Below are 19308 nucleotides of genomic sequence, written 5' to 3'. Positions count from 1 at the left end.
AGGGTCTGTGAAGGCGATCCTGTTCCCTAGGGAACACCTCTCCACTTGCAGGTCGGCTATGGATGGGGCGCGATAGCGGACGGCTAACTCGTCATGCGCCTCGGACTACGAGCACTGATCGGCATGGCGCTGCTCTGCAGCGGGATGCCGGCTATTGCCGCGCCAGGTGATGACATTGGCGCGGCGGTAAGGATCGTCAACCTCGTCACCGCTGCCTATGAGACCGACGAGCGCCCCCTGGCCATGGGAGACAGAGTGCGCCAGGACGAGCTGATCGTGGTCAGCAGCGACGGCACCGGCGAAATCCGCTTGCGCGACGACACGCAGTTGGCGCTGGGGCCAGGGTCGAGGTTGCTGCTCGACGAGTTTGTCTATAACCCTGACATTTCTGGCGGCGCCATTGTCCTCAATCTCGCGAAGGGCGCCTTCCGCTTCGTCACCGGCATAGCCGCCAAGCCGGCGTACGTCATTCGCACCCCGTCGGCGTCCATCACCGTGCGCGGCACGATCTTCGACGTCTACGTTCAGTCGAGCGGCCTGTCGTGGCTGTTGCTCATCGAAGGCGCCATCGAGGTGTGCAACGAAAGGGGTGAGTGCGGGCTGCACGACGAGCCCGGCAAGCTCATTCGCATCACGCCGGAAGGTGAGGTTGGCAATCCCGTCAAGTGGGCCAGCCTTGAGAAGGACGGCGAGCCGTTCGAGGCGGCGTTCCCGTTCGTCGTCAGTCCGCCGTCGTTCGACAAGGACCCCATATTCACGCCTGAAGACATCGTCGACGGCACCGTTCCCGATGCGCCCACCGATGGCGGCAAGGACGACGACGTCGAGGAAGCCAACGAGGGTGGCGGGACCGCCCCTCCACCGTCGACCACGCCGCCCTCGACGCCACTGCCGCTCAATTGCTGGACCGGCTGGAAAGAGGTTCCCAGGGGCTGGAGCGAGGCAGGCTGGCGGGTGAAGGCGCGCCGGCGCGGTGATCAGGCCGTCTATTGCGCGCACCGCGTGACGCTGCCATCGGACGATCTTGTCGTCCCCACAAAGCCGCGGTGCTCGGGCGGCAACCTGATCCTGCTGAAGACGATGCCGCCGCGCTGGCGCTGCGTCTGCCCGGACGGCACGACGCGCGTGCGCACCGGCAGGAATGCGTACGCGTGCGAAGCCTCTCCGGACAGCCCGCAATCCGATCCGAAGTCCGAATGCCTGGCCAAAGGCTGGAAGTGGACACGCAAGGGCTGCGTCAAGCCGGACAGCCACTGCCCGAAGGGCTACATCGGCACGCCGCCCAATTGCCTGAAGCTGCCGTCGCTGAGCTGCCCGAACGGCTATGTCGGCAAGCCGCCCAAGTGCCGCAAGCTGCTGCCGATCAAGTGCCCGAAGGGGTTCATCGGCAGCCCGCCGAATTGCCGCAAGTTGCCGCCGATCAAGTGCCCGAAGGGCTACACAGGCCGGCCGCCGAACTGCACCAAGGTGACCCTCGACAGCCCGAGCAAGCAGCTGAAGAGCATCAAGAAGCAGCTGCAGAAGCTGAAGGCTCTCAACAAGGACTGAAGCCCGATTAGCGCCGTCAGCCGCCCGGCCTCGTTACCGACTTGCAGGTTCATCTTCCCGTCCGAAAGGGGCTATACTGCCCGCTTTCACGAGCCGGAACCGGCGCCTCGCGCTGTCCGGTCAGGTGCAATTGGCACGCTCGGAAAGCTCGCATTGAGCTTAACGCCAACGCAATGAGCCGCACGTTAGGTTGGCGTCTGAACCGGACGAGGCCAAGGTACGACGGCGGAGGCACAAAGGCATGGTCGAGCTTCTGTTTTGCGTCGCGCTGCTGGCCGGCGTCCTCGCCCTCGGTATGTACAAGGCGCCCCTGTGGGCGTGGGCTGGCGCCCTTGCCATCGCGGCCTTGATCTGGAGCAGCGACGCCGTGCACGGCCAGACGGGGCTGTTCGGCTTCCTGATGTGGCTGTTCGTTGTCGGTTTCGCCGTGCTCGCCATCCCCGCGGTTCGCCGCGCCGGGGTCGCGGCGCCCATCTTCAAGTTCGTCAAGGGCACGTTGCCCAAGGTTTCCGACACCGAGCAGCAGGCGCTGGAGGCCGGCACTGTCGGCTTCGACGCCGAGCTGTTCTCCGGCACGCCGGATTGGGACAAGCTGCGCGCTATCGCCCCCGTCGTCCTGACCCCCGAGGAGCAGGCCTTCCTCGATGGGCCAACCGAGGAGCTATGTCGCCTCATCGACGACTGGCAGGTACGCCATCAGCAGCGAGAGATCCCCGACAAGATCTGGGATTTCGTCAAGTCGCACGGCTTCCTCGGCATGCTCATCTCCAAGGAGCACGGAGGTCTGGGTTTCTCGGCGCAGGCGCAGTCGCTGATCATCGGCAAGATCGCCTCGCGCTCGCCGGACGTCGTGACAATCGTTATGGTGCCGAACTCGTTGGGGCCTGGCGAGCTGATCGAGAAGTACGGCACCGAGCAGCAGAAGCACCACTATCTGCCGCGCCTCGCCAAGGGCGAGGAGATCCCATGCTTTGCACTTACGGGACCGACCTCGGGCTCCGACGCTGCCACCATGCGCGACATCGGCACCGTGATCCACGGCCCCGATGGCAAGCCGGCCATCCGCCTGTCGTGGGACAAGCGTTACATCACGCTGGGCCCTCGGGCTACGCTGCTCGGCCTCGCCTTCCGCCTGTTCGATCCGGACAACATCCTCGGCAAAGGGGAAAATCTCGGCATCACCGTCGCCATGATCCCCACCGTGCATGCGGGCGTGCAGATCGGGCGGCGGCATCTGCCGGCCGGCAATGCGTTCCCCAATGGTCCCAACTGGGGGCGCGACGTTGTCATCCCGATGGATTGGATCATCGGCGGCGAAGCCATGGCCGGGCAGGGCTGGCGCATGCTCATGGAGTGCCTCGCGGCGGGACGCGCCATTTCGCTACCCTCGTCGGCCACGGCCGGCGCCAAGGCCATGCTGCGCTTCACCACCGCCTACGCGCGCATCCGCCGCCAGTTCGGCCTGCCCATTGCGCGCATGGAAGGCATCGAGGAGCCATTGGCGCGCATGATCGAGACGGCCTATGCCAGCGAAGCGGCGCGCGCCGTCACCGCCGCCATGGTGTCGCGCGGCGAGCGCCCGTCGGTCATCTCGGCGTTGATGAAATACCAGACGACCGAGCGCATGCGCCGCGCCGTCAACGACGCCTTCGACATTCACGGTGGCCGCGCCATCTGCGATGGCCCGACGAACTACCTGCAGTCCGCCTACCAGATGGTCCCCGTGGGCATCACCGTCGAAGGGGCCAACATCCTGACGCGCACCCTCATCACCTTCGCGCAGGGCGCCCTACGCTCGCACCCTTACCTCTACCGCGAGGTGCAGGCGGCGCAGGACCCTGATCAGGAGCGCGGCCTCGATGCTTTCGACCGCGCGCTCGGCGACCACGTCGCTTTCTCCTTCTCCAATGCCTGCGGCGCCTTCTTCCACAATGTCACCGGCGGGCTGTTCGCGCCTGCACCCGAGAAGTCCTTCGACACGGCCAATTGGTACCGTCAACTGGCGCGCTGCTCGCGCAGCTTCGCCTTCGTCGCCGACCTCACAGTCGGCGCGCTCGGCGGCAGCCTGAAGACGAAGCAGAAGCTCTCCGGGCGGCTCGCCGACGCGCTCGCCGAGCTCTACATCCTGGGCTGCGTGCTGAAGCGCTACGAAGACGACGGACGCCTTTCCAGTGATCGCACGTTCGTCGATCTCGCCGCCCAAAATGGTCTCTACCGCTTTCAGGAAGCGCTGCGCGGCGTCGTCGACAACTTCCCGGTCGCACCGGCGCGCTGGGCGATGCGTATCGTCGCCTTCCCGCTCGGCAACCCCTATCGCCCGGCGTCTGACGCGCTCGGCCATCGTGCCGTCAAGCTGGCGCTCGACGCGCCCGAAGTGCGCGACCGCCTGACACGCTACATCTACGTCTCCAACGACCCCGACGACCCGACTGGCCTACTCGAGGTGACACTGAAGAAGACCGTCGCCGCCGAGGAAGCTGAGAAGAAGCTTGAACGCGCCATCCGCGCGGGCACAATCCGCCGTTATCACAGCAACGACTGGATCGGCGAAGCGATCGACAAGGGCGTCGTGACCGAGAGCGAAGGCCAGCAATTGCGCGAGCTGGAAGCGCTCACCGCGCGTGTCATCGCCGTCGATCATTTCGATCCGGACTCGCTCAAGCCCAACTATCGGACGAGCGCGCTGGGGCATAATTCGCGCGGCGTCGAAAGCGCCGCCGCAGAGTAGGATTGATCGCAAGGCTGCACCGCGCCTCCCGCAGGCGTTGCGTAAGCTGCGTGAGAGGAGTTGCGATGTTCAAGGCCGTATCTCGTCCGTTGCCCAACCTCAAGGATTGGCGCTTCTTTATCGATCAGTGGGGCATCGCCTGGGCCGAGTTCGACCGCGAGGGCGAGAGCCAGAACTCGCTCGGCCGCCGTCCGCTGGAGGAATTGGCTGAGATCGTCGCCGAGGTCGAGAAGGGGGCGCGGGATAAGTCCATCCGCGGGCTCGTCATCACCTCGGCGAAAGAGCGCGGCTTCGTCGTCGGCGCCGACATCCGCGAGTTCGCCGGCCTCACCACCGAGAGCGACGTCATCGAAATCCTGCGCCCGGTGACCGCGCTGTTCGACCGCATCGAGCGCCTGCCCGTACCGGTCGTGTGTGCCATCAACGGCTTCTGTCTCGGCGGTGGCCTCGAGCTGGCGCTGGCCTGCCACTACCGCATCGCCACGCGCGACCCGAGCACCAAGCTCGGCTTCCCCGAGGTGAAGCTCGGCATCTTCCCTGGCTTCAACGGCACGGCGCGGTCGATCCGCCAGGCCGGCGCGCCGGCCGCCATGCAGGCGATGCTCACCGGCAAGATGCTGTCGGCTTCGGCGGCGCGCGGCAGCGGCCTCCTCGATCAACTCGTCGACAGCCGCGGCGCACTGCCCTGGGCGGCGCGCAAGGCTGTTCTGCGTAACCGCAAGTCCAAGCCGGCGAGCTTCGCCAAGCAGCTCCTGACCAAGTGGCCGGCGCGCGATCTCCTCGCCAAGCGCATGCGCGCCGAGGTCGCCAAGAAGGCGCGCGAGGACCACTACCCGGCGCCCTACCGTCTGATCGACCTGTTCGAGCGCTACGGCGGCAACGACGAGGCGATGAAGGCGGCCGAGACGCGCGCCTTCGCGCCGCTGATGGTGTCGGACCAGTCGCGCAACCTGCGCCGCGTGTTCTGGCTGTCGGAGCTGCTCAAAGGCCAGGCGCCGAAGAAGCTCAACTGGCGTCCTTCCCGCATCCACGTCATTGGCGCCGGCACCATGGGCGCCGACATCGCTGGTTGGTGCGTCGCCCGCGGCATGGAGGTGACGCTGCAGGACGTATCGGCGGATCAGATCGCCAAGGGCATCGCCGCGCAAGGCAAGCTGTTCGCGCGCAAGTTCAAGACCAAGGCGCAGCGCGACGCGGCCAAGGCGCGGCTCATCGCCGATCCGAGCGGAGAAGGGATCCCGCGCGCCGACGTCGTCATCGAGGCGATTGTCGAGAAGCTCGACGTTAAGCAGAAGGTGCTGGGCGAGGTCGAGGGCAAGATGAAGCCCGGCGCCGTGCTCGCCACCAACACCTCCTCGCTCTTGATCGAGGATATCGCCTCGGGCCTGCCAGATCCCGGGCGGCTCATCGGCCTGCACTTCTTCAATCCGGTGGCGTTGATGCCGCTGGTCGAGGTGGTGCGTGGGGCGCAGACGCGCGAGGATGACGTCAAGCGCGGGGCAGCCTTCGTCGCCGCTATAGACAAGTTCCCGCTCATCACCAAGAGCGTGCCGGGCTTCCTCGTCAACCGCGTGCTAACGCCCTACATGTTCGGCGCCATGCTGCGCCTGGAGCATGGGGAGGACAAGGAGCGCATCGACGAGGCGGCGCGCAGCTTCGGCATGCCGATGGGTCCCATCGAGCTCGCCGACACCGTCGGGCTCGACGTCTGCGCGCACGTCGCGCACATCCTCAAATATTCATCGGAGGGCTCCAAGCTCGATCGCCTCGTGGCCGAAGGCAAGCTCGGCAAGAAGACGGGCGAGGGCTTCTACGTGTGGAAGGACGGCAAGCCGGAGAAGACGGGCCGCACCTTCGACAAGGCTGAGATGGAGAAGCTCGGCCGCGACCTCGTCGAGCCGCTGATCGCCGAGGCGCAGAAGTGCGTCGACGCAGGAATCGTCGAGAACGCCGACCTCGTCGATGCCGGCGTGATCTTCGGGACCGGCTTTGCGCCGTTCCGCGGCGGACCGTTGCACTACAAGGCGGCGCAGGCGCCGAAGCCGGCCGCCCAGGCCGCCGCCGCAGAGTAACAGCGAAGGAAAAGGCAGCTCGAGATGCAACGTTTCCTGAGACGCGTGGCGGTGATCGGCGGGGCGCGCATTCCCTTCTGCCGCTCCAATAGTTTCTATGCCGACCTCTCCAACCTCGACCTCATGACCGGCGCGCTGAATGCGCTGATCGACCGCTACAACCTCAAGGGCCAGCACATCGACGAGGTGGTCGGCGGCGCCGTCATCACCCATTCGAAGGATTTCAACCTGACGCGCGAGGCGGTGCTCGGCACGCGCCTCAAGCCCTCGACGCCCGGCATCACCATGATGCAGGCGTGCGGCACCAGCCTGCAGGGTGGCATTGGCAGCGCAGCCAAGATCGCCACCGGTGAGATCGAGTGCGCCATCGCCGTCGGCTCCGATACCACGTCGGATGCGCCCATCGTCGTGTCGAAGAAGCTGGCGCAGCGCCTCACCAAGGCGGCGCAGCAGAAGACCTTCATGGACAAGCTGAAGGTGTTCAAGGGCTTCGCACCAGGTGAGTTGGTGCCGGCGGCGCCTGCCAACGCCGAGCCGCGCACTGGGCTGTCGATGGGCGAGCACGCCGAGCTCATGGCGCAGGAGTGGGGCATCACGCGCGCCGAGCAGGATGCCTTTGCGCTCGAGAGCCACCGCAAGACGGCCGAGGCCTACCGCTCCGGCTATATGGACGATCTCGTCACGCCCTTCGCCGGCGTCTATCGCGACAACAACATCCGCCTCGACGCGACCCCCGAAAAGCTGGCGACGCTCAAGACCGCCTTCGAGAAGGGCGAGCGCGGCACGCTGACCGCCGCCAACTCGACGCCGCTCACCGATGGCGCCGCCGCGGTGCTGCTCGCCTCCGAGGACTGGGCGAAGAAGCACGGGCTGCCCGTGCAGGCCTACCTCTCCTACTCGCAGACCGCGGCCAACGACTTCGTCGGCGGCGATGGCTTGCTCATGGCGCCGACCATCGCCGTCTCGAAGATGCTTGAGCGTGCCGGCCTCAAGCTGCAGGACTTCGACTTCTACGAGATCCACGAAGCGTTCGCCGCCCAGGTGCTGGCCACGCTGAAAGCTTGGGAGGACCCGGTCTACTGCAAGGAGGTGCTCGGCCGCGCCGAGCCGCTCGGTTCCATCGATCGCGCCAAGCTCAACGTGCGCGGCTCCTCCATCGCCATGGGGCATCCGTTCGCGGCGACCGGCGCGCGCATCGTCGGCAACCTCGCCAAGCTGTTGTCCCAGCAGCACGGGCGCGGGCTTATCTCCATCTGCACCGCCGGCGGCATGGGCGTCGCCGCCATCATGGAATCGAAGGACGCCGCCGAGCTCCACCAGGCCGCCTGAGCCGGTACTGCTGTCATCCTCGGCCTTGTGCCGAGGACCCACGGCTCAGGAAATGATGTGCTTAGTGGCTTGGTGCTGCGCGCCCAATGCGGTCCCTCACGTCAAATGCATCGGATTGATCCTCGGGACAAGCCCGAGGATGACAAGTGGGGAGGGCTCCCCGATTGGCACAGCCACTCGACAGCGGCGGGAAGGTGTGCGAGGCACGCCCGGCAACTATCGGCAAAGCGGGGCGCGCATCCATATGGGCAAGAGCAAGAGCGACAGGGCGGCGCGGCAACTCGAGGCCGCACGCGCGCTGGCGCGTGAGCTCGCCGACAAGCTCGACCTCAACGCCTCGTTGCGCCTGTGGGACGGCTCCGTTACGCCGCTTGGCAAGAACGTCACCGGCCCGTTCGAGATCGCCATCGCCGACGCCGGTGTCATCGGCTCGCTGTTGCGCTGGCCGACGCTCGACAACTTCATCCGCCACTACGTCGACAAGGGCCTCGACTTCTCCGGCGGCACGCTGATCGACATCGGCGCTCAGCTCAACAAGGGCGGCCGCTCGGTGAAGCTCAAAGGGCGCGACGCCTTGAGGCTCGCGCGCCAGCTCTCGCCGTTCCTCTTCGCTCGCTCCGTCGACGCCGCCGACGACCAGGGCTTTGCCGGCGAGATCTCCGGGCGCCGGCGCAAGACCGCCGACAACAAGGATTACATCCAGTTCCACTACGACCTGTCGAACGACTTCTATGCTCTCTTCCTCGACCCGGAGATGGTCTACTCCTGCGCCTATTACACGGACTGGAGCAACGACATCGCGCAGGCGCAAGCCGACAAGCTGGAGATGATCTGCCGCAAGCTGCGGCTGAAGCCGGGCGATCGTTTCCTCGACATCGGGTGCGGCTGGGGCGGCCTCATCTGCCACGCGGCCAAGAGCTACGGCGTCACTGCCCACGGCATTACCCTGTCGGAGGAGCAGCTCGCCTTCGCCAGGGACAAGATCAAGCGCCTCGGCCTCGAGGACAAGGTGAAGGTCGAGCTCAAGGATTATTCGATGATGACCGGGGAGTTCGACAAGATCGCATCCATCGGCATGTACGAGCACATCGGACTCAAGAACATCCCCGGGTACATGTCGAAGATGAACCAGCTCTTGAACCAGGACGGGCTGTTCCTCAACCACGCCATTTCCCGGCGCGCGCCCAAGCAGGGCTGGTTCAAGCGCCGCCTGCGCCCCGAGCAGCGCGCCATCGCCAAGTACATCTTCCCTGGCGGCGAGCTCGATGACATCGGCCATTCGCTCTTCGCCATGGAGCGCGCCGGCTTCGAGGTGCAGGACGTCGAAGCGTGGCGCCTGCACTACGCGCGCACCTGCAAGCTGTGGTGCGAGCGGCTGACGGCGCGGCGTGAGGAGGCTATTCGCTACGTCGGCGAAGAGAAGTACCGCATCTGGGTGGCCTATCTCGCCGGCGTCTCGCTGGCCTTCTCGCGCGGCACCCTGCGCATCTTCCAGACGCTCGTCTCCAAAACGGCGAAGCGCCCGCCGGCGCTGCCGCCCACGCGCGCCGACCTCTACCGCTAGGGCGTCACCCGTCACCTGGCTGGCGCGTTTGCAGCGCGCCCAGCCGACCCCTCCCGTCACGGCGAAGCGTCATGGCGTAGCCATGCTTCGCATGAACCCCGCATGGACGGGAGAGGTTTGGTTGCACTCCAGTTCCGGGATCTAACCTCTCCCAATGGGAGAGGTCGACGCGAGTGCGCGAGCATGAGCGGCGGGTGAGGGTTACAGCCCGAGCCCGAGGATGACAGTGAAGGCGCTCAGAGGTTGCCCTTGGCGGCTTCCTCGGCTTTCAGCTCCTTTTTCGACAGCTTGCCGATCATCGTTTTGGGCAGCTCGTCGCGGAACTCGATCGCCGACGGCATCTCGATCTTGGAGATGCGCGGCTCAAGGTGGATGAACATCTCCTCCACCGTAACGCTGACGCCAGGCTTTAGGCGAACAAATGCCTTCGGCGCCTCGCCCCGCTTCTTGTCCTTGATGCCGATCACCGTCACCTCTGCCACCGCCGGGTGCTCGTAGATCGCTTCCTCGATGCGCCGCGGATAAACGTTGAAGCCGGAGGAGATGATGAGGTCCTTGATGCGGTCCTCGATGTAGAAGTAGCCGTGCTCGTCCATGCGCGCGACGTCGCCCGTGCGCAGGAACTCGCCGACCGTCTGCTCGGCCGTCTCCTGCGGGCGCTTGTAGTAGCCGCTCATCACCTGCGGGCCCTTGACGCAAATCTCGCCCTTCTCGCCCAACGCCACCTCCTTGGTTGGGTCGGCGAGATCGCGCAGCGAGATTACCGTGCCGACGAGCGGCATGCCGATCGAGCCGATCTTCACCGGACCTTCCAGCGGATTGAAGGTGACGACGGGGGAAGTCTCCGACAGGCCGTAGCCTTCCACCACCTTGGAGCCGGTGATGGCCTCGAAGCGCTGCTTCACCTCGATGGGGAGCGCCGCACCGCCCGACAGGCAGAACTTCAGCGAGGAGAGGTCAAAGCTGTCGATCTTCGGGTGATTCATGATGGCGTTGAACAGCGTCGGCACGCCCGGCATGATCGTTGGCTTGGTCTTGTCGATCAGCTTCAGCGCGTCGCCGAGCGCGAACCGCGGCATGATGATGATCTCGGCCGCGTGCGCGATGCCAAGGTTCATCACCACGGTCAGGGCGAAGACATGAAAGAACGGCAGCACGCCGAACACGCGCTCGACGCCATCCTGAACGTCGGGGGCGGCGGCCGCAACCTGCTGCACGTTCACGTAGACGTTGGCATGAGTGAGCATGGCGCCCTTGGGCGTGCCCGTGGTGCCGCCCGTGTACTGCAGCACGGCGACGTCCTTCAACGGATCGATGGGCACCGGCTCGGGGCGTCCAGCGCCGGCCATCACCTCGGCCTCGAGAACGATCTTCTCGCGCTGCGGCGAGGCGAGGGGGCGCGCGAGCTCCTTGGAGCGGAACAGCCTGAACAGCGCCGCCTTGGTGACGGGCAGCAGCGCGGGGAACGAGGCGACGATGGCGCGCTTCAGGCAGTTCGCCTCGAGCAGGGCCTCGACCTTGTCGAACAGCACCTTCAAGTCGAGCGTGACCATCAGCTCGGTGTCGCTGTCCTTCACCTGCTGGCTGAGCTCGGCCACCGTATAAAGCGGGTTGAAATTGACAACCGTGCCGCCGGCTTTCAGCACGGCAAAAAAGTAGACGATGAAGGTCGGAGAGTTGGGCAGGAACAAACCGACTTTGGTACCCTTCTTGACGCCGAGCCGCTGCAGCCCGAGCGTGGCCCGCTCGACCTGCTCGCCGATCTCGGCGTAGCTGAGGGTCTTGCCGAGGAAATTGCTGCAGGTCAGTTCGCCGAACCGTTCGACTGCGTCATCGAGCAGCGTATAGAGCGGCGCGACCTTAAGAGGCATATGCCAATCGACGCCGGGCGGGTAGTGATCGAGCCAGGGCATTCTTGGCTGCGACGCGTTGGCCGGAGCCGGAGGGCGGACTGTCGTCGTCATCCTCGAGCGTCTCCCCAGGCGAGGCTCCTATTATAGGGGCGAGCCCCTTGCCGGACCGTTGCCGGGCCCCTGGCGCATATCCTATAACAGGACCTTGAAATCCGCCTTGTTATTGAACACGTTTCCGGGGCGCCGGCCAAGAGCGGGGCGGTTGCAGCGGCGGCCGGCGCAACGGTTGTGAAGAGGTTTTGCTGTACCGTACAAGACAGCAAACGCATGGGAGCCATTCTATGCGTGGTGCCGGCCGATCGTACAGGTCGGCTGGGGCCCTCGCGGCTAGACTTGCTAGGCGTTTAAGGATATGTGACGCCTCAGCTTGTTGTGCTACTGGGCTTGCCCTAGGTAGGAACGAAGTGATACGGGCCCCAGGCTTCAGTGGAGCGGGGGTGGGAGACTGATATGGACGAAGTTGGCACCAAGATCGTCGAGATCCTGAAGAAGCACATGAAGGAGCCGCGCGACGACATCTCGCTGTCGACGCCGCTCACGGATCTCAAGATTGAGTCCCTCGATCTTGCAATGATCGTTTTTGATATTGAAGACACCTTCGGCATCGAGATTCCCTACAACGCGAACGAGGACGTCGAGGACTTCAAGACCGTCGGCTCGGTTGTCGACCGCGTCAAGGAACTGATGGCTAAGGGGCCTGCGGCAGCCGGCGCCAAGGCCTGACAACGAACGGCACCGGGGGGCGCACTCGATGCGCACCTGGGCCGATCTGGCGAGCTCCCTCCGACAAGGCAGTTGCCGGCTCGCACGTTAGCTTATGTCGCGGTGCCGCTGCGCCGCTCACAACCGGCAGGTATTACTAGATGGCAAACGCGAACGGCGCTCGCCGCGTCGTGGTGACAGGGATGGGCGTCATCACGCCGATCGGTCTCAACGTGCCCGACTTCTGGGCCTCGATGAAGGCCGGTAAGTGCGGGGTCAGCGAGCTCGGCGGCTTCCCGCTCGAGGATCTCAAAATCCTCATCGCCGCGCAGATCAAGGATTTCGATCCCAAGCAGCGGCTGAAGCATTTCCAGCGCGACAAGCTCGTGATGCACGCCGATCGCTACTCCTGGTTTGCCGCCGCGGCGGCCGACGAGGCGGTGAAGCAGTCGGGCCTCGAGTTTCCGATCGCCAACCCCTACCGCGCCGCCTGTATCGTCGGCTCCGGGGCCGGCGGTCTCGTCACCTACGAGCAGTCCTATCGTGCCCTGTTCCTCGAGGGCAAGCGCGCCACGCACCCACTGACCCTTTTGCGCATCATCGGCTCCTCGGCCAGCGCCCACGTCGGCATCGAGTTCGGCATCAAGGGACCGACCTTCGCCACCTGCAGCGCCTGCTCGACGGCGACGCACGCCATTGGCATCGCGCGTGATTACATCCGCAACAATATGGTCGATGTGGCCATCGCGGGCGCGTCGGAGTCGGTCATCAACTACGGGACAATGAAGGCCTGGCAGGCGCTGCACGTCTTGTCTCCGGAGGGCTGCTTCCCGTTCGCCAAGAGACGCAACGGCACGGTGCTCGCCGAGGGAGCCGGCATTCTGGTGATGGAGTCGCTAGAACACGCGCAGGCGCGCGGGGCCAAGATTCTCGCCGAGATCGTCGGCTACGGCATGTCCTCGGATGCCAAGGACATGGTCAACCCCGACATCGAGGGACCGAACGAGGCGATGCGGGCGGCTCTCAAGGACGCGCAGCTTTCGCCGTCCGACGTCCAGTACCTCAATGCTCATGGTACGGCGACGACGATCAACGACGCCAACGAGACCCGGGCGATCAAAACGGTGTTCGGCAACCACGCCAAGAACCTCGCCATCTCATCGACGAAGTCGATGCACGGCCACCCGCTGGGCGCCGGCGGCGGCATCGAGGCAGCGGCCTGCATCAACGCCATAAACGAGAGCTGGGTGCCACCGACCATCGGCCTCGACGAGCCCGATCCGGAGTGCGATCTCGACTACGTCCCGAACGTCGGCCGCAAGCTCGATGTCACCTATGCGATGTCGAACTCCTTCGCCTTCGGCGGCCTCAACGCGGTGCTGATCTTCGGTCCCGCGCCGGCCTAAAAGCCACACGCCTTCAAGCACCATGCGCGCCACGCCCGTCCAGGCGTGGCGCAATTGCATACGATCCAGTCTTGCATCCGAGCCAGCGCAGGTGCCCGTCGCTCCCACATTTTCGAGCCAAGCGAACGGGATAGAGCGCGCCCACGCGCACCCCCGCCGCCCAAATTTGCCTCTGCAACAGGGTGTGGCAGCAGCGGCCCGCCTCCCGGGGTATTGCTGCCGCCTCGTCTCAATGAGAGAGTGGCGGCAACGGCGGCGCGAGACTGACCGGCTTGGGAGGCGCATGATGCGCGAGATTGTGATCCGTGCTGGCAAGGTGGCCATTCGCGCTCGGCTATTGGAGACGCCGACCGCCGAACGGATCTGGGCGGCCCTGCCGATCCACGCCGAAGCGAAGATGTGGGGGCGCGAGGTCTACTTCAATGCGCCCGTGAGCTCCGATCCCGAGCCCGGGGCCCGCGACGTGATCAACGCCGGCGAGATCGCCTTCTGGCCGGATGGCGACGCCATTGCCATCGGCTTCGGCCCGACGCCGGTGTCACGCCGCGGCGAAATTCGCATGGCGAGCCCGTGCAATATCTGGGCGATGGCGCTCGACGACGTCAGCCGCCTGAAGTCGGTGCATGCCGGCGAGGGCATCTCCATCGTGGATGCCAACGGCCACGACGCCTGAGCCCCAGTTGGCGAATGCAGCGTTGTCAGCGGCTCAGGCACGCGGGACTGAACACTGACCCACTCTCTACCTGGTGCGGCAGGCCAAGGGCGCGCGCAAGCACAATGGGGGTCGGTGCAAGCGCCGCGCCGTGCGTCAGAAGCCTTGGATCCAAATTCCAACTGGCGACGTTCTTGCATCTTTCTTGAAAATGCATATCCGAAAAGGGAGGCAATGCAGATGGATCTGCTGTTACAGCTTCTCGTCGGGGTCGCGGCGGCGTGGATCACGCCGGATCCGGTGCCGCAGCAAGGCCATCCTTCAGGCTACGAGAAGCACTGTACTGACGAGCGCTGCCGGTTACAGCTCGCGCGCTGACTGCGCGTGGCGGTGCTGAGGGCTCGCGCGGAACCTTGCGCACGGCGCGCCGTTCCACTCGCGCCGCTGCGTGCAGCCAGCCGAGGTGTCCTATGGAAAGTCCACGCGCATTCTCACACCCTGCCGCAGCGGCCTTGGTGCTGCTTCTGGCGCTGTTCCTTCTGGCCCCGGGCGGTCCGGTTCCCCACGCCGAGGAGGTCAAGCTCGATGCGCCCTACTACCCGACGCCGCAAGCCATCGTCGACAAGATGCTCGACATCGCCGAGGTAAAAGAAGGCGACTACGTCATCGATCTCGGCTCCGGCGACGGGCGCATTCCGATCACGGCAGCGAAGCGCTATGGCACGAAGGGAATGGGCGTCGATATCAATCCCGTGCGCGTGCAAGAGGCCAAAGCCAACGCCGTCAATGCTAGGGTTCAGGACAAGGTCGAGTTCAAGCAGCAGAACCTGTTCGAGACCGACATCAGCAAAGCTACCGTGCTGACGCTGTATCTCATGCCACGCGTCAACATGGAGCTGCGCCCGCGCATCCTCGCCGAGCTGAAGCCCGGTACGCGCGTCGTCTCGCACGCTTTCGACATGGGCGACTGGAAGCCCGACAGGAAGGTCATCGTGGAGGGCCGCACGATCTACATGTGGGTCGTCCCCGAGAAGAGCCAGCGGCAGTCGAACAAAGGCGGCTGATGCAGTCTGCAGGAGCGGCGAAGTGAGCGATCGGCCCAGTCCTAGTTCCAATCAGCTTCCACTGCTCGGCGTGACGCAGGCGAGCGCGATGCTGATCGGCATCGTGGTCGGTATCGGCATATTCAAGACCCCGCCCGTCGTCGCCGCCAACGTTGACAGCGCGCTGGCGTTTATAGGGCTATGGGCGGCCGGTGGCCTGCTGACGCTGGTCGGCGCTCTCTGTTATGCGGAGCTCGGCACGTCGCGTCCCCATGCGGGCGGCGAGTACCACTACCTGAAAGAAGCCTATGGGGATGGTCTAAGTTTCCTGTTTGCATGGGGGCGCATGACCGTGATCCAGACGGGCGCCATCGCCGCTGTCGCCTTCGCCTATGGCGACTACGCCGCGGCCGTCGTTCCGTTCGGCTCGTCGGGCGCCGCCCTGCACGCAGCGGCGGCCATTCTCGTGCTCTCCGCCCTGCAGCTCGCCGGCACGACATCGAGCGGGAAATTGCAGCTAGCGCTGACCGTGGCAGGGGTGACGGCGATCCTCATCGTGGCCATCGCCGGCTTTATGGCGGCGCCCGATCTGGGGCCGCAAGGCCACGCCAATGTCACGAGCGACAGCGGTGCCGCTGGACTGGCACTGGTGTTCATACTTCTCACCTACGGCGGCTGGAACGAGGCAGCATATTTGTCGGGCGAGATACGCGATGTCCGGCGCAACATGGTGCGCGTGCTGCTCATCGGCACGGGCATCGTGACGGCGCTCTATCTGCTCATCAACGTCGCCCTGGTGCTGAGCGTTGGGCTTGACGGGTTGCGGCAGGAGAAGCTCGTCACCGAGCCCGTCGAGAAGGTGCTCGGTACGGGAGGCGTGCTCGCCGTGGCTCTGATTGTTTGCGTTGCCGCGCTGAGCACGCTGAACGGGACGATCTTCACAGGGGCGCGTTCGATGTTTGCGCTGGGGCGCAGCTACCCACTGTTTGGCCGGCTCGGCGACAGAAACGCTGGCAACGGCGCACCCTCGACCGCCATCGTGCTGCAGGCAGCCATTGCGCTGAGCCTCGTAGCCTTCGGCGCCACCACGCGCGACGGCTTCACCGCCATGGTCGAATACACGGCGCCGGTCTTCTGGATGTTCATGGCGCTGATCGGCTTGTCTTTAATCGTCTTCCGTTGGCGCGAGCCCCAGCGGGATCTTCCGTTTCCTGTACCGCTCTATCCGCTTACCCCGATCGTGTTTTGCGCCACCGCGCTCTACCTGGTGCACGCCAGCATCGCTTACACGGGCGTCGGGGCGCTGGCGGGCCTCGCCATACTGGCGAGCGGGGTTCCCGTCTATCTGCTCGCGCGCCGAAGCGAGATCTCGGCTCAGGCGGCGGCAGGCGGCCTCAGCGCGGCCGGCCGAGCGAGCGGGGAAGTGGTGGGCCCGCCAGGATTCGAACCTGGAACCAGACGGTTATGAGCCGCCAGCTCTAACCATTGAGCTACGGGCCCGCACCCCGCGAGACTCAGCGCGTAGCGGGCAGGGGGCCCCTCATACCAGACTTAGTGCTGTCGCTGAAACCCACTGATTTCGCCGCGAATCCTCCGCGAAGCGCGGCTATATGTTGGTGCCAGCAGCAACCTCCTCAAGGTAGAAGAATGCGCTCCCTCAGAAAATATGTACGCCCCGCCATCGTGGGGCTCGCCCTCATCGGCGCCATCCCGGCGCATGCCGAGGAGGATAAGCCGCGCCGCACCATCACCGTCACGGCCAGCGGCAGCGTGACGGTCGAGCCCGATCAGGCGCGCATCACCTCGGGCGTAATGGCCGACGGCTCAACCGCGCGCGAGGCGCTGTCGAAGAACACCGAGGCGATGCAGAAGGTGATCGCCGAGATGAAGGCGTCCGGCATCGACGCCAAGGACATCCAGACCGCCTCGTTCCGCGTCGAGCCGCGCTACACCCGCCCCGTCGAGGGGCAGGCGGCGAAGATCGACGGCTATAGCGTCACCAACGAGGTGCAGGTGCTGGTGCGCGATCTCGACAAGCTGGGCGACATTCTCGACCGGCTGGTCACCGCCGGCGCCAACCAGACCGCGGGACTGAACTTCGAGGTCAGCAAGGCCGAGATGCTGCTCGATGAGGCGCGCAAGGAGGCAGTAGTGAACGCGCGCCGTCGCGCCGAGCTTTACGCGGCGGCGGCCGGGGCCGAGGTCGGCGAGGTGCTGACGATCACGGAGGGCGAGGCGATGGCGCCCCCGCGCCCAGTCTTTGCGCGGGCGATGAAGGCGGAGGCGGTGCCGATCGAGCGCGGAACGGAGACGCTGGAGGCCAGCGTCACCATAACCTGGGCGCTGCAGTAGTCGTGAAGTAGTGAAGTGGTGAAATGGTGAGTGCTCATGACCTCACGATTTCACCATCTCACCATTTCACTGTCATTCCAGCATGACGATCTCGACCTTGTCGGCGAGCCTGACGGCGCCCGGCTGGTTCGGCCAGTCGACGTAGTTGCGCATCTCGCCGGAGGAGCGCAGATGGCGCAGGCGCGCCAGGTCGACCGTCGCCGCCACCCACTGCGCCGCGTTCAGCTCACCCTGCGCCAGGACGCCGGTGTCCGACACCGTCTGCTCGGCCGGCACGTAGATGCCGGCGGCGCCGGTGTTGCGGTCGACGGCCGGCGACCACAGCGCGTCCCCGACCGTCGGGCTGACGATGGCGGCGATCTGGTTCTCCAGCGCGCGCGCCCGCGACCCGGTGCGCACGCGGTGATAGCCCGAGAGCCGCTCGGTGCACGAGGGCACCAGCAACATCTCGGCACCGGCTTCCGCCATGGCGCGGGCAAGCAGCGGGAACTCGCTGTCGTAGCAGATGGTGACGCCGATCAGTCCCAGCACGGTGTCGAAGACGCGCACTTGGGTGCCGGCCGAGATGCCCCAGTCGGTCTCGAACGGCGTCATGATCAATTTCTCCTGCACGCCGACGCTGCCCTTCGGCGTGACGAGCTGGGCGGCGTTGACGTAGCGGCCTTCGCCCTTGCGCGCCGGGCCGCTGCCAACGAGGATGTGCACGCGGTGCTTGGCCGCCAGCTCCTGGTGGAGGCCAACGCGGTCGACCTCCAGCTCGGCCACCGCCTGCAGCGTCGCGTCGAGATCGCCGTAGACCTTCTCGCCGAGCGCTGCGGCCTGCTCGATCGCCGCATATTCGGGGAATACCAGCACTTCGGCGCCAGTCTGCGCGCCGTCCGCGACCCAACGCGCGATCTTGTCCCGCCAAGCTTCGAGCGTGGCCGGCTGATCAATCGGATACTGGGCGGCGGCGACCTTGAGGGTCTGGCGGTGGCTCATGACGGCGCTTTCGGCCGCTCAGAGCGGCTTCATCCAGAACTGCATGGCGTGGTCGGTCTCGTGGTCCTGGTCGATGTCCTTCCACGCGTAGGTGGCGATGAGCCCCTCGACGGGAGCGTAGCCGCGCTTTCGCCAGAAGGCATCGAGGGGAACGTAATCCTTCGGTTTTAATGGGTGATCGTCGGGGCGCACGACGCGGCAGAAGGTCGAATGCGTGAAGCCGCCGAGCTTTCGCGCGTGCGCCTCGCGCCCATCGAAGAACGCGTGTCCGAGCCCGTGGCCGCGGTGCGATTTAAGCAGTACGGATTCGCCGCAGTAGAAGATCTTGTTGAGGTCGAAGCCTGCCTTCTCGAACGGCTCGGCGAACTCGTCCGCGTGCTCGATCATCGGCGCTGCCGTCGAGGCGCCGACGATCTCCTCGCCGTCCTTGGCGACGATGCACACGGCGCCCGGCGCCGCCGCCAGCCTGGCGAGGTACTTCTCCTCGTACTCCAGCGTGCCATCGTAGAGATATGGCCAGTCGCGGAACACGACAATGCGCAGCCGCGCCAGCGCCGGCAGCACCGAGCGGATCTCCTCGCCCGTTAGAGACTTCACCTCCAGCGCCATGGATTTCCTCGGGGCGGCTATTCGACGGTCGGCTTGTCGGTGATGCGCTCGATCTCGTTGGCCGGGCCCAGCACGACGATCTTCGGCTTGTGTGTCTTAGCTTCGGTGAGGTCCACCGCCGCGTAGGAGCAGATGATGATGCGATCACCGACGCAGGCCTTACGCGCTGCCGCGCCGTTGAGGCCGATGACGCCGCTGCCCGCGCGGCCCTCGATCACGTAGGTGGTGAAGCGTTCGCCGTTGTCGATGTTGTAGACCTCGATGTGCTCGTTCGGCAGGAAGCCGGCGGCTTTGATGAGGTCGGCGTCGATCTTCAGCGAGCCCTGATAATGCAGGTCGCATTCGGTAACGGTGGCCCGGTGCAGCTTGCACCTCAGCATGGTGACGAGCATTGCGCTTGAACCTTGTT

General features: G+C 65.5%; 16 protein-coding genes and 1 tRNA gene. 12 read left to right on the top strand and 5 right to left on the bottom strand.

The genetic code is table 11. From position 1 onward, the window contains the following. Positions 1–93 precede the first annotated feature (93 nt). From F9K20_RS12090 to F9K20_RS12070, 5 genes are all read left to right on the top strand, one after another. Positions 94–1548, top strand: a complete 1455-nt coding sequence (locus F9K20_RS12090) for a FecR family protein (RefSeq protein WP_291001814.1) — start codon at positions 94–96, stop codon at positions 1546–1548. Positions 1549–1789: 241 nt separating this feature from the next. Then, positions 1790–4276 (top strand): acyl-CoA dehydrogenase, encoded by a 2487-nt coding sequence (locus F9K20_RS12085; RefSeq protein WP_291001812.1) that lies wholly within the window; start codon positions 1790–1792, stop codon positions 4274–4276. Between the two features lie 65 nt (positions 4277–4341). Further along, a complete protein-coding gene (locus F9K20_RS12080) occupies positions 4342–6348 on the top strand; it encodes a 3-hydroxyacyl-CoA dehydrogenase NAD-binding domain-containing protein (RefSeq protein WP_291001810.1) in 2007 nt (668 codons plus the stop codon). 24 nt (positions 6349–6372) lie between these two features. Then, positions 6373–7677: an acetyl-CoA C-acetyltransferase gene (locus tag F9K20_RS12075; protein ID WP_291001808.1), complete on the top strand. Its 1305-nt coding sequence runs from the start codon at positions 6373–6375 to the stop codon at positions 7675–7677. A gap of 244 nt (positions 7678–7921) precedes the next feature. After that, complete coding sequence (locus tag F9K20_RS12070; protein ID WP_291001805.1) at positions 7922–9241, top strand: cyclopropane-fatty-acyl-phospholipid synthase family protein; 1320 nt, start codon at positions 7922–7924, stop codon at positions 9239–9241. A 236-nt stretch (positions 9242–9477) separates the two neighbouring features. Here F9K20_RS12070 and F9K20_RS12065 read toward each other — a convergent pair whose 3' ends face one another. After that, positions 9478–11205, bottom strand: a complete 1728-nt coding sequence (locus F9K20_RS12065) for a long-chain fatty acid--CoA ligase (RefSeq protein WP_291001802.1) — start codon at positions 11203–11205, stop codon at positions 9478–9480. Positions 11206–11604: 399 nt separating this feature from the next. Between F9K20_RS12065 and F9K20_RS12060 the strand changes: the two genes are divergently transcribed. From F9K20_RS12060 to F9K20_RS21305, 6 genes are all read left to right on the top strand, one after another. After that, positions 11605–11877 carry an acyl carrier protein gene (locus F9K20_RS12060; RefSeq protein ID WP_291001800.1) on the top strand — a complete coding sequence of 91 codons (273 nt, stop codon included), beginning with the start codon at positions 11605–11607 and terminating at the stop codon, positions 11875–11877. Positions 11878–12017: 140 nt separating this feature from the next. Continuing rightward, positions 12018–13262, top strand: a complete 1245-nt coding sequence (locus tag F9K20_RS12055) for a beta-ketoacyl synthase (protein ID WP_291001797.1) — start codon at positions 12018–12020, stop codon at positions 13260–13262. 283 nt (positions 13263–13545) lie between these two features. Next, positions 13546–13935 (top strand): cyclophilin-like fold protein, encoded by a 390-nt coding sequence (locus F9K20_RS12050; protein ID WP_291001794.1) that lies wholly within the window; start codon positions 13546–13548, stop codon positions 13933–13935. Between the two features lie 213 nt (positions 13936–14148). Further along, positions 14149–14292 carry a hypothetical protein gene (locus tag F9K20_RS12045; RefSeq protein ID WP_291001791.1) on the top strand — a complete coding sequence of 48 codons (144 nt, stop codon included), beginning with the start codon at positions 14149–14151 and terminating at the stop codon, positions 14290–14292. 92 nt (positions 14293–14384) lie between these two features. Next, positions 14385–14978 carry a methyltransferase domain-containing protein gene (locus tag F9K20_RS12040; RefSeq protein ID WP_291001788.1) on the top strand — a complete coding sequence of 198 codons (594 nt, stop codon included), beginning with the start codon at positions 14385–14387 and terminating at the stop codon, positions 14976–14978. Between the two features lie 88 nt (positions 14979–15066). Beyond that, on the top strand, positions 15067–16425 hold the full coding sequence (locus F9K20_RS21305) for an APC family permease (protein WP_367115880.1): 1359 nt from the start codon (positions 15067–15069) through the stop codon (positions 16423–16425). Here the strand turns inward: F9K20_RS21305 and F9K20_RS12030 are convergent. Beyond that, positions 16382–16457, bottom strand: a tRNA-Ile gene (locus F9K20_RS12030). The genes F9K20_RS21305 and F9K20_RS12030 overlap by 44 nt on opposite strands. Before the next feature lie 147 nt (positions 16458–16604). On the opposite strand from F9K20_RS12030, the gene F9K20_RS12025 reads away from it, so the two are divergent. Further along, a complete protein-coding gene (locus F9K20_RS12025; protein ID WP_291001782.1) occupies positions 16605–17309 on the top strand; it encodes an SIMPL domain-containing protein in 705 nt (234 codons plus the stop codon). A gap of 72 nt (positions 17310–17381) precedes the next feature. On the opposite strand, the gene F9K20_RS12020 is transcribed toward F9K20_RS12025, so the two are convergent. The 3 genes from F9K20_RS12020 to panD are packed head-to-tail and all read right to left on the bottom strand — an operon-like array spanning position 17382 to position 19291. Continuing rightward, the gene (locus F9K20_RS12020; RefSeq protein ID WP_291001779.1) at positions 17382–18290 is read right to left on the bottom strand and encodes a carbon-nitrogen hydrolase family protein; all 909 of its coding nucleotides are present in this window, start codon (positions 18288–18290) and stop codon (positions 17382–17384) included. Positions 18291–18308: 18 nt separating this feature from the next. Continuing rightward, positions 18309–18899, bottom strand: coding sequence for a GNAT family N-acetyltransferase (locus F9K20_RS12015; protein WP_291001776.1), 591 nt, complete (start codon positions 18897–18899; stop codon positions 18309–18311). 17 nt (positions 18900–18916) lie between these two features. Next, a complete protein-coding gene (gene panD / locus F9K20_RS12010; protein WP_291001773.1) occupies positions 18917–19291 on the bottom strand; it encodes an aspartate 1-decarboxylase in 375 nt (124 codons plus the stop codon). Between the last annotated feature and the right edge of the window lie 17 nt (positions 19292–19308).

The sequence above is a fragment of the Hyphomicrobium sp. genome, from assembly GCF_009026145.1.
GTDB lineage: Bacteria > Pseudomonadota > Alphaproteobacteria > Rhizobiales > Hyphomicrobiaceae > Hyphomicrobium_A.
This window is presented reverse-complemented; position numbering and strand designations above follow the sequence as displayed.

Excerpts from the sequence above, each read along its gene's own strand:
- F9K20_RS12090 (WP_291001814.1), top strand. The coding sequence starts at position 94 with ATGCGCCTCGGACTACGAGCACTGATCGGCATGGCGCTGCTCTGCAGC.
- F9K20_RS12085 (WP_291001812.1), top strand. The coding sequence starts at position 1,790 with ATGGTCGAGCTTCTGTTTTGCGTCGCGCTGCTGGCCGGCGTCCTCGCC.
- F9K20_RS12080 (WP_291001810.1), top strand. The coding sequence starts at position 4,342 with ATGTTCAAGGCCGTATCTCGTCCGTTGCCCAACCTCAAGGATTGGCGC.
- F9K20_RS12075 (WP_291001808.1), top strand. The coding sequence starts at position 6,373 with ATGCAACGTTTCCTGAGACGCGTGGCGGTGATCGGCGGGGCGCGCATT.
- F9K20_RS12070 (WP_291001805.1), top strand. The coding sequence starts at position 7,922 with ATGGGCAAGAGCAAGAGCGACAGGGCGGCGCGGCAACTCGAGGCCGCA.
- F9K20_RS12065 (WP_291001802.1), bottom strand. The coding sequence starts at position 11,205 with ATGACGACGACAGTCCGCCCTCCGGCTCCGGCCAACGCGTCGCAGCCA.
- F9K20_RS12060 (WP_291001800.1), top strand. The coding sequence starts at position 11,605 with ATGGACGAAGTTGGCACCAAGATCGTCGAGATCCTGAAGAAGCACATG.
- F9K20_RS12055 (WP_291001797.1), top strand. The coding sequence starts at position 12,018 with ATGGCAAACGCGAACGGCGCTCGCCGCGTCGTGGTGACAGGGATGGGC.
- F9K20_RS12050 (WP_291001794.1), top strand. The coding sequence starts at position 13,546 with ATGATGCGCGAGATTGTGATCCGTGCTGGCAAGGTGGCCATTCGCGCT.
- F9K20_RS12045 (WP_291001791.1), top strand. The coding sequence starts at position 14,149 with ATGCAGATGGATCTGCTGTTACAGCTTCTCGTCGGGGTCGCGGCGGCG.
- F9K20_RS12040 (WP_291001788.1), top strand. The coding sequence starts at position 14,385 with ATGGAAAGTCCACGCGCATTCTCACACCCTGCCGCAGCGGCCTTGGTG.
- F9K20_RS21305 (WP_367115880.1), top strand. The coding sequence starts at position 15,067 with ATGCTGATCGGCATCGTGGTCGGTATCGGCATATTCAAGACCCCGCCC.
- F9K20_RS12025 (WP_291001782.1), top strand. The coding sequence starts at position 16,605 with ATGCGCTCCCTCAGAAAATATGTACGCCCCGCCATCGTGGGGCTCGCC.
- F9K20_RS12020 (WP_291001779.1), bottom strand. The coding sequence starts at position 18,290 with ATGAGCCACCGCCAGACCCTCAAGGTCGCCGCCGCCCAGTATCCGATT.
- F9K20_RS12015 (WP_291001776.1), bottom strand. The coding sequence starts at position 18,899 with ATGGCGCTGGAGGTGAAGTCTCTAACGGGCGAGGAGATCCGCTCGGTG.
- panD (WP_291001773.1), bottom strand. The coding sequence starts at position 19,291 with ATGCTCGTCACCATGCTGAGGTGCAAGCTGCACCGGGCCACCGTTACC.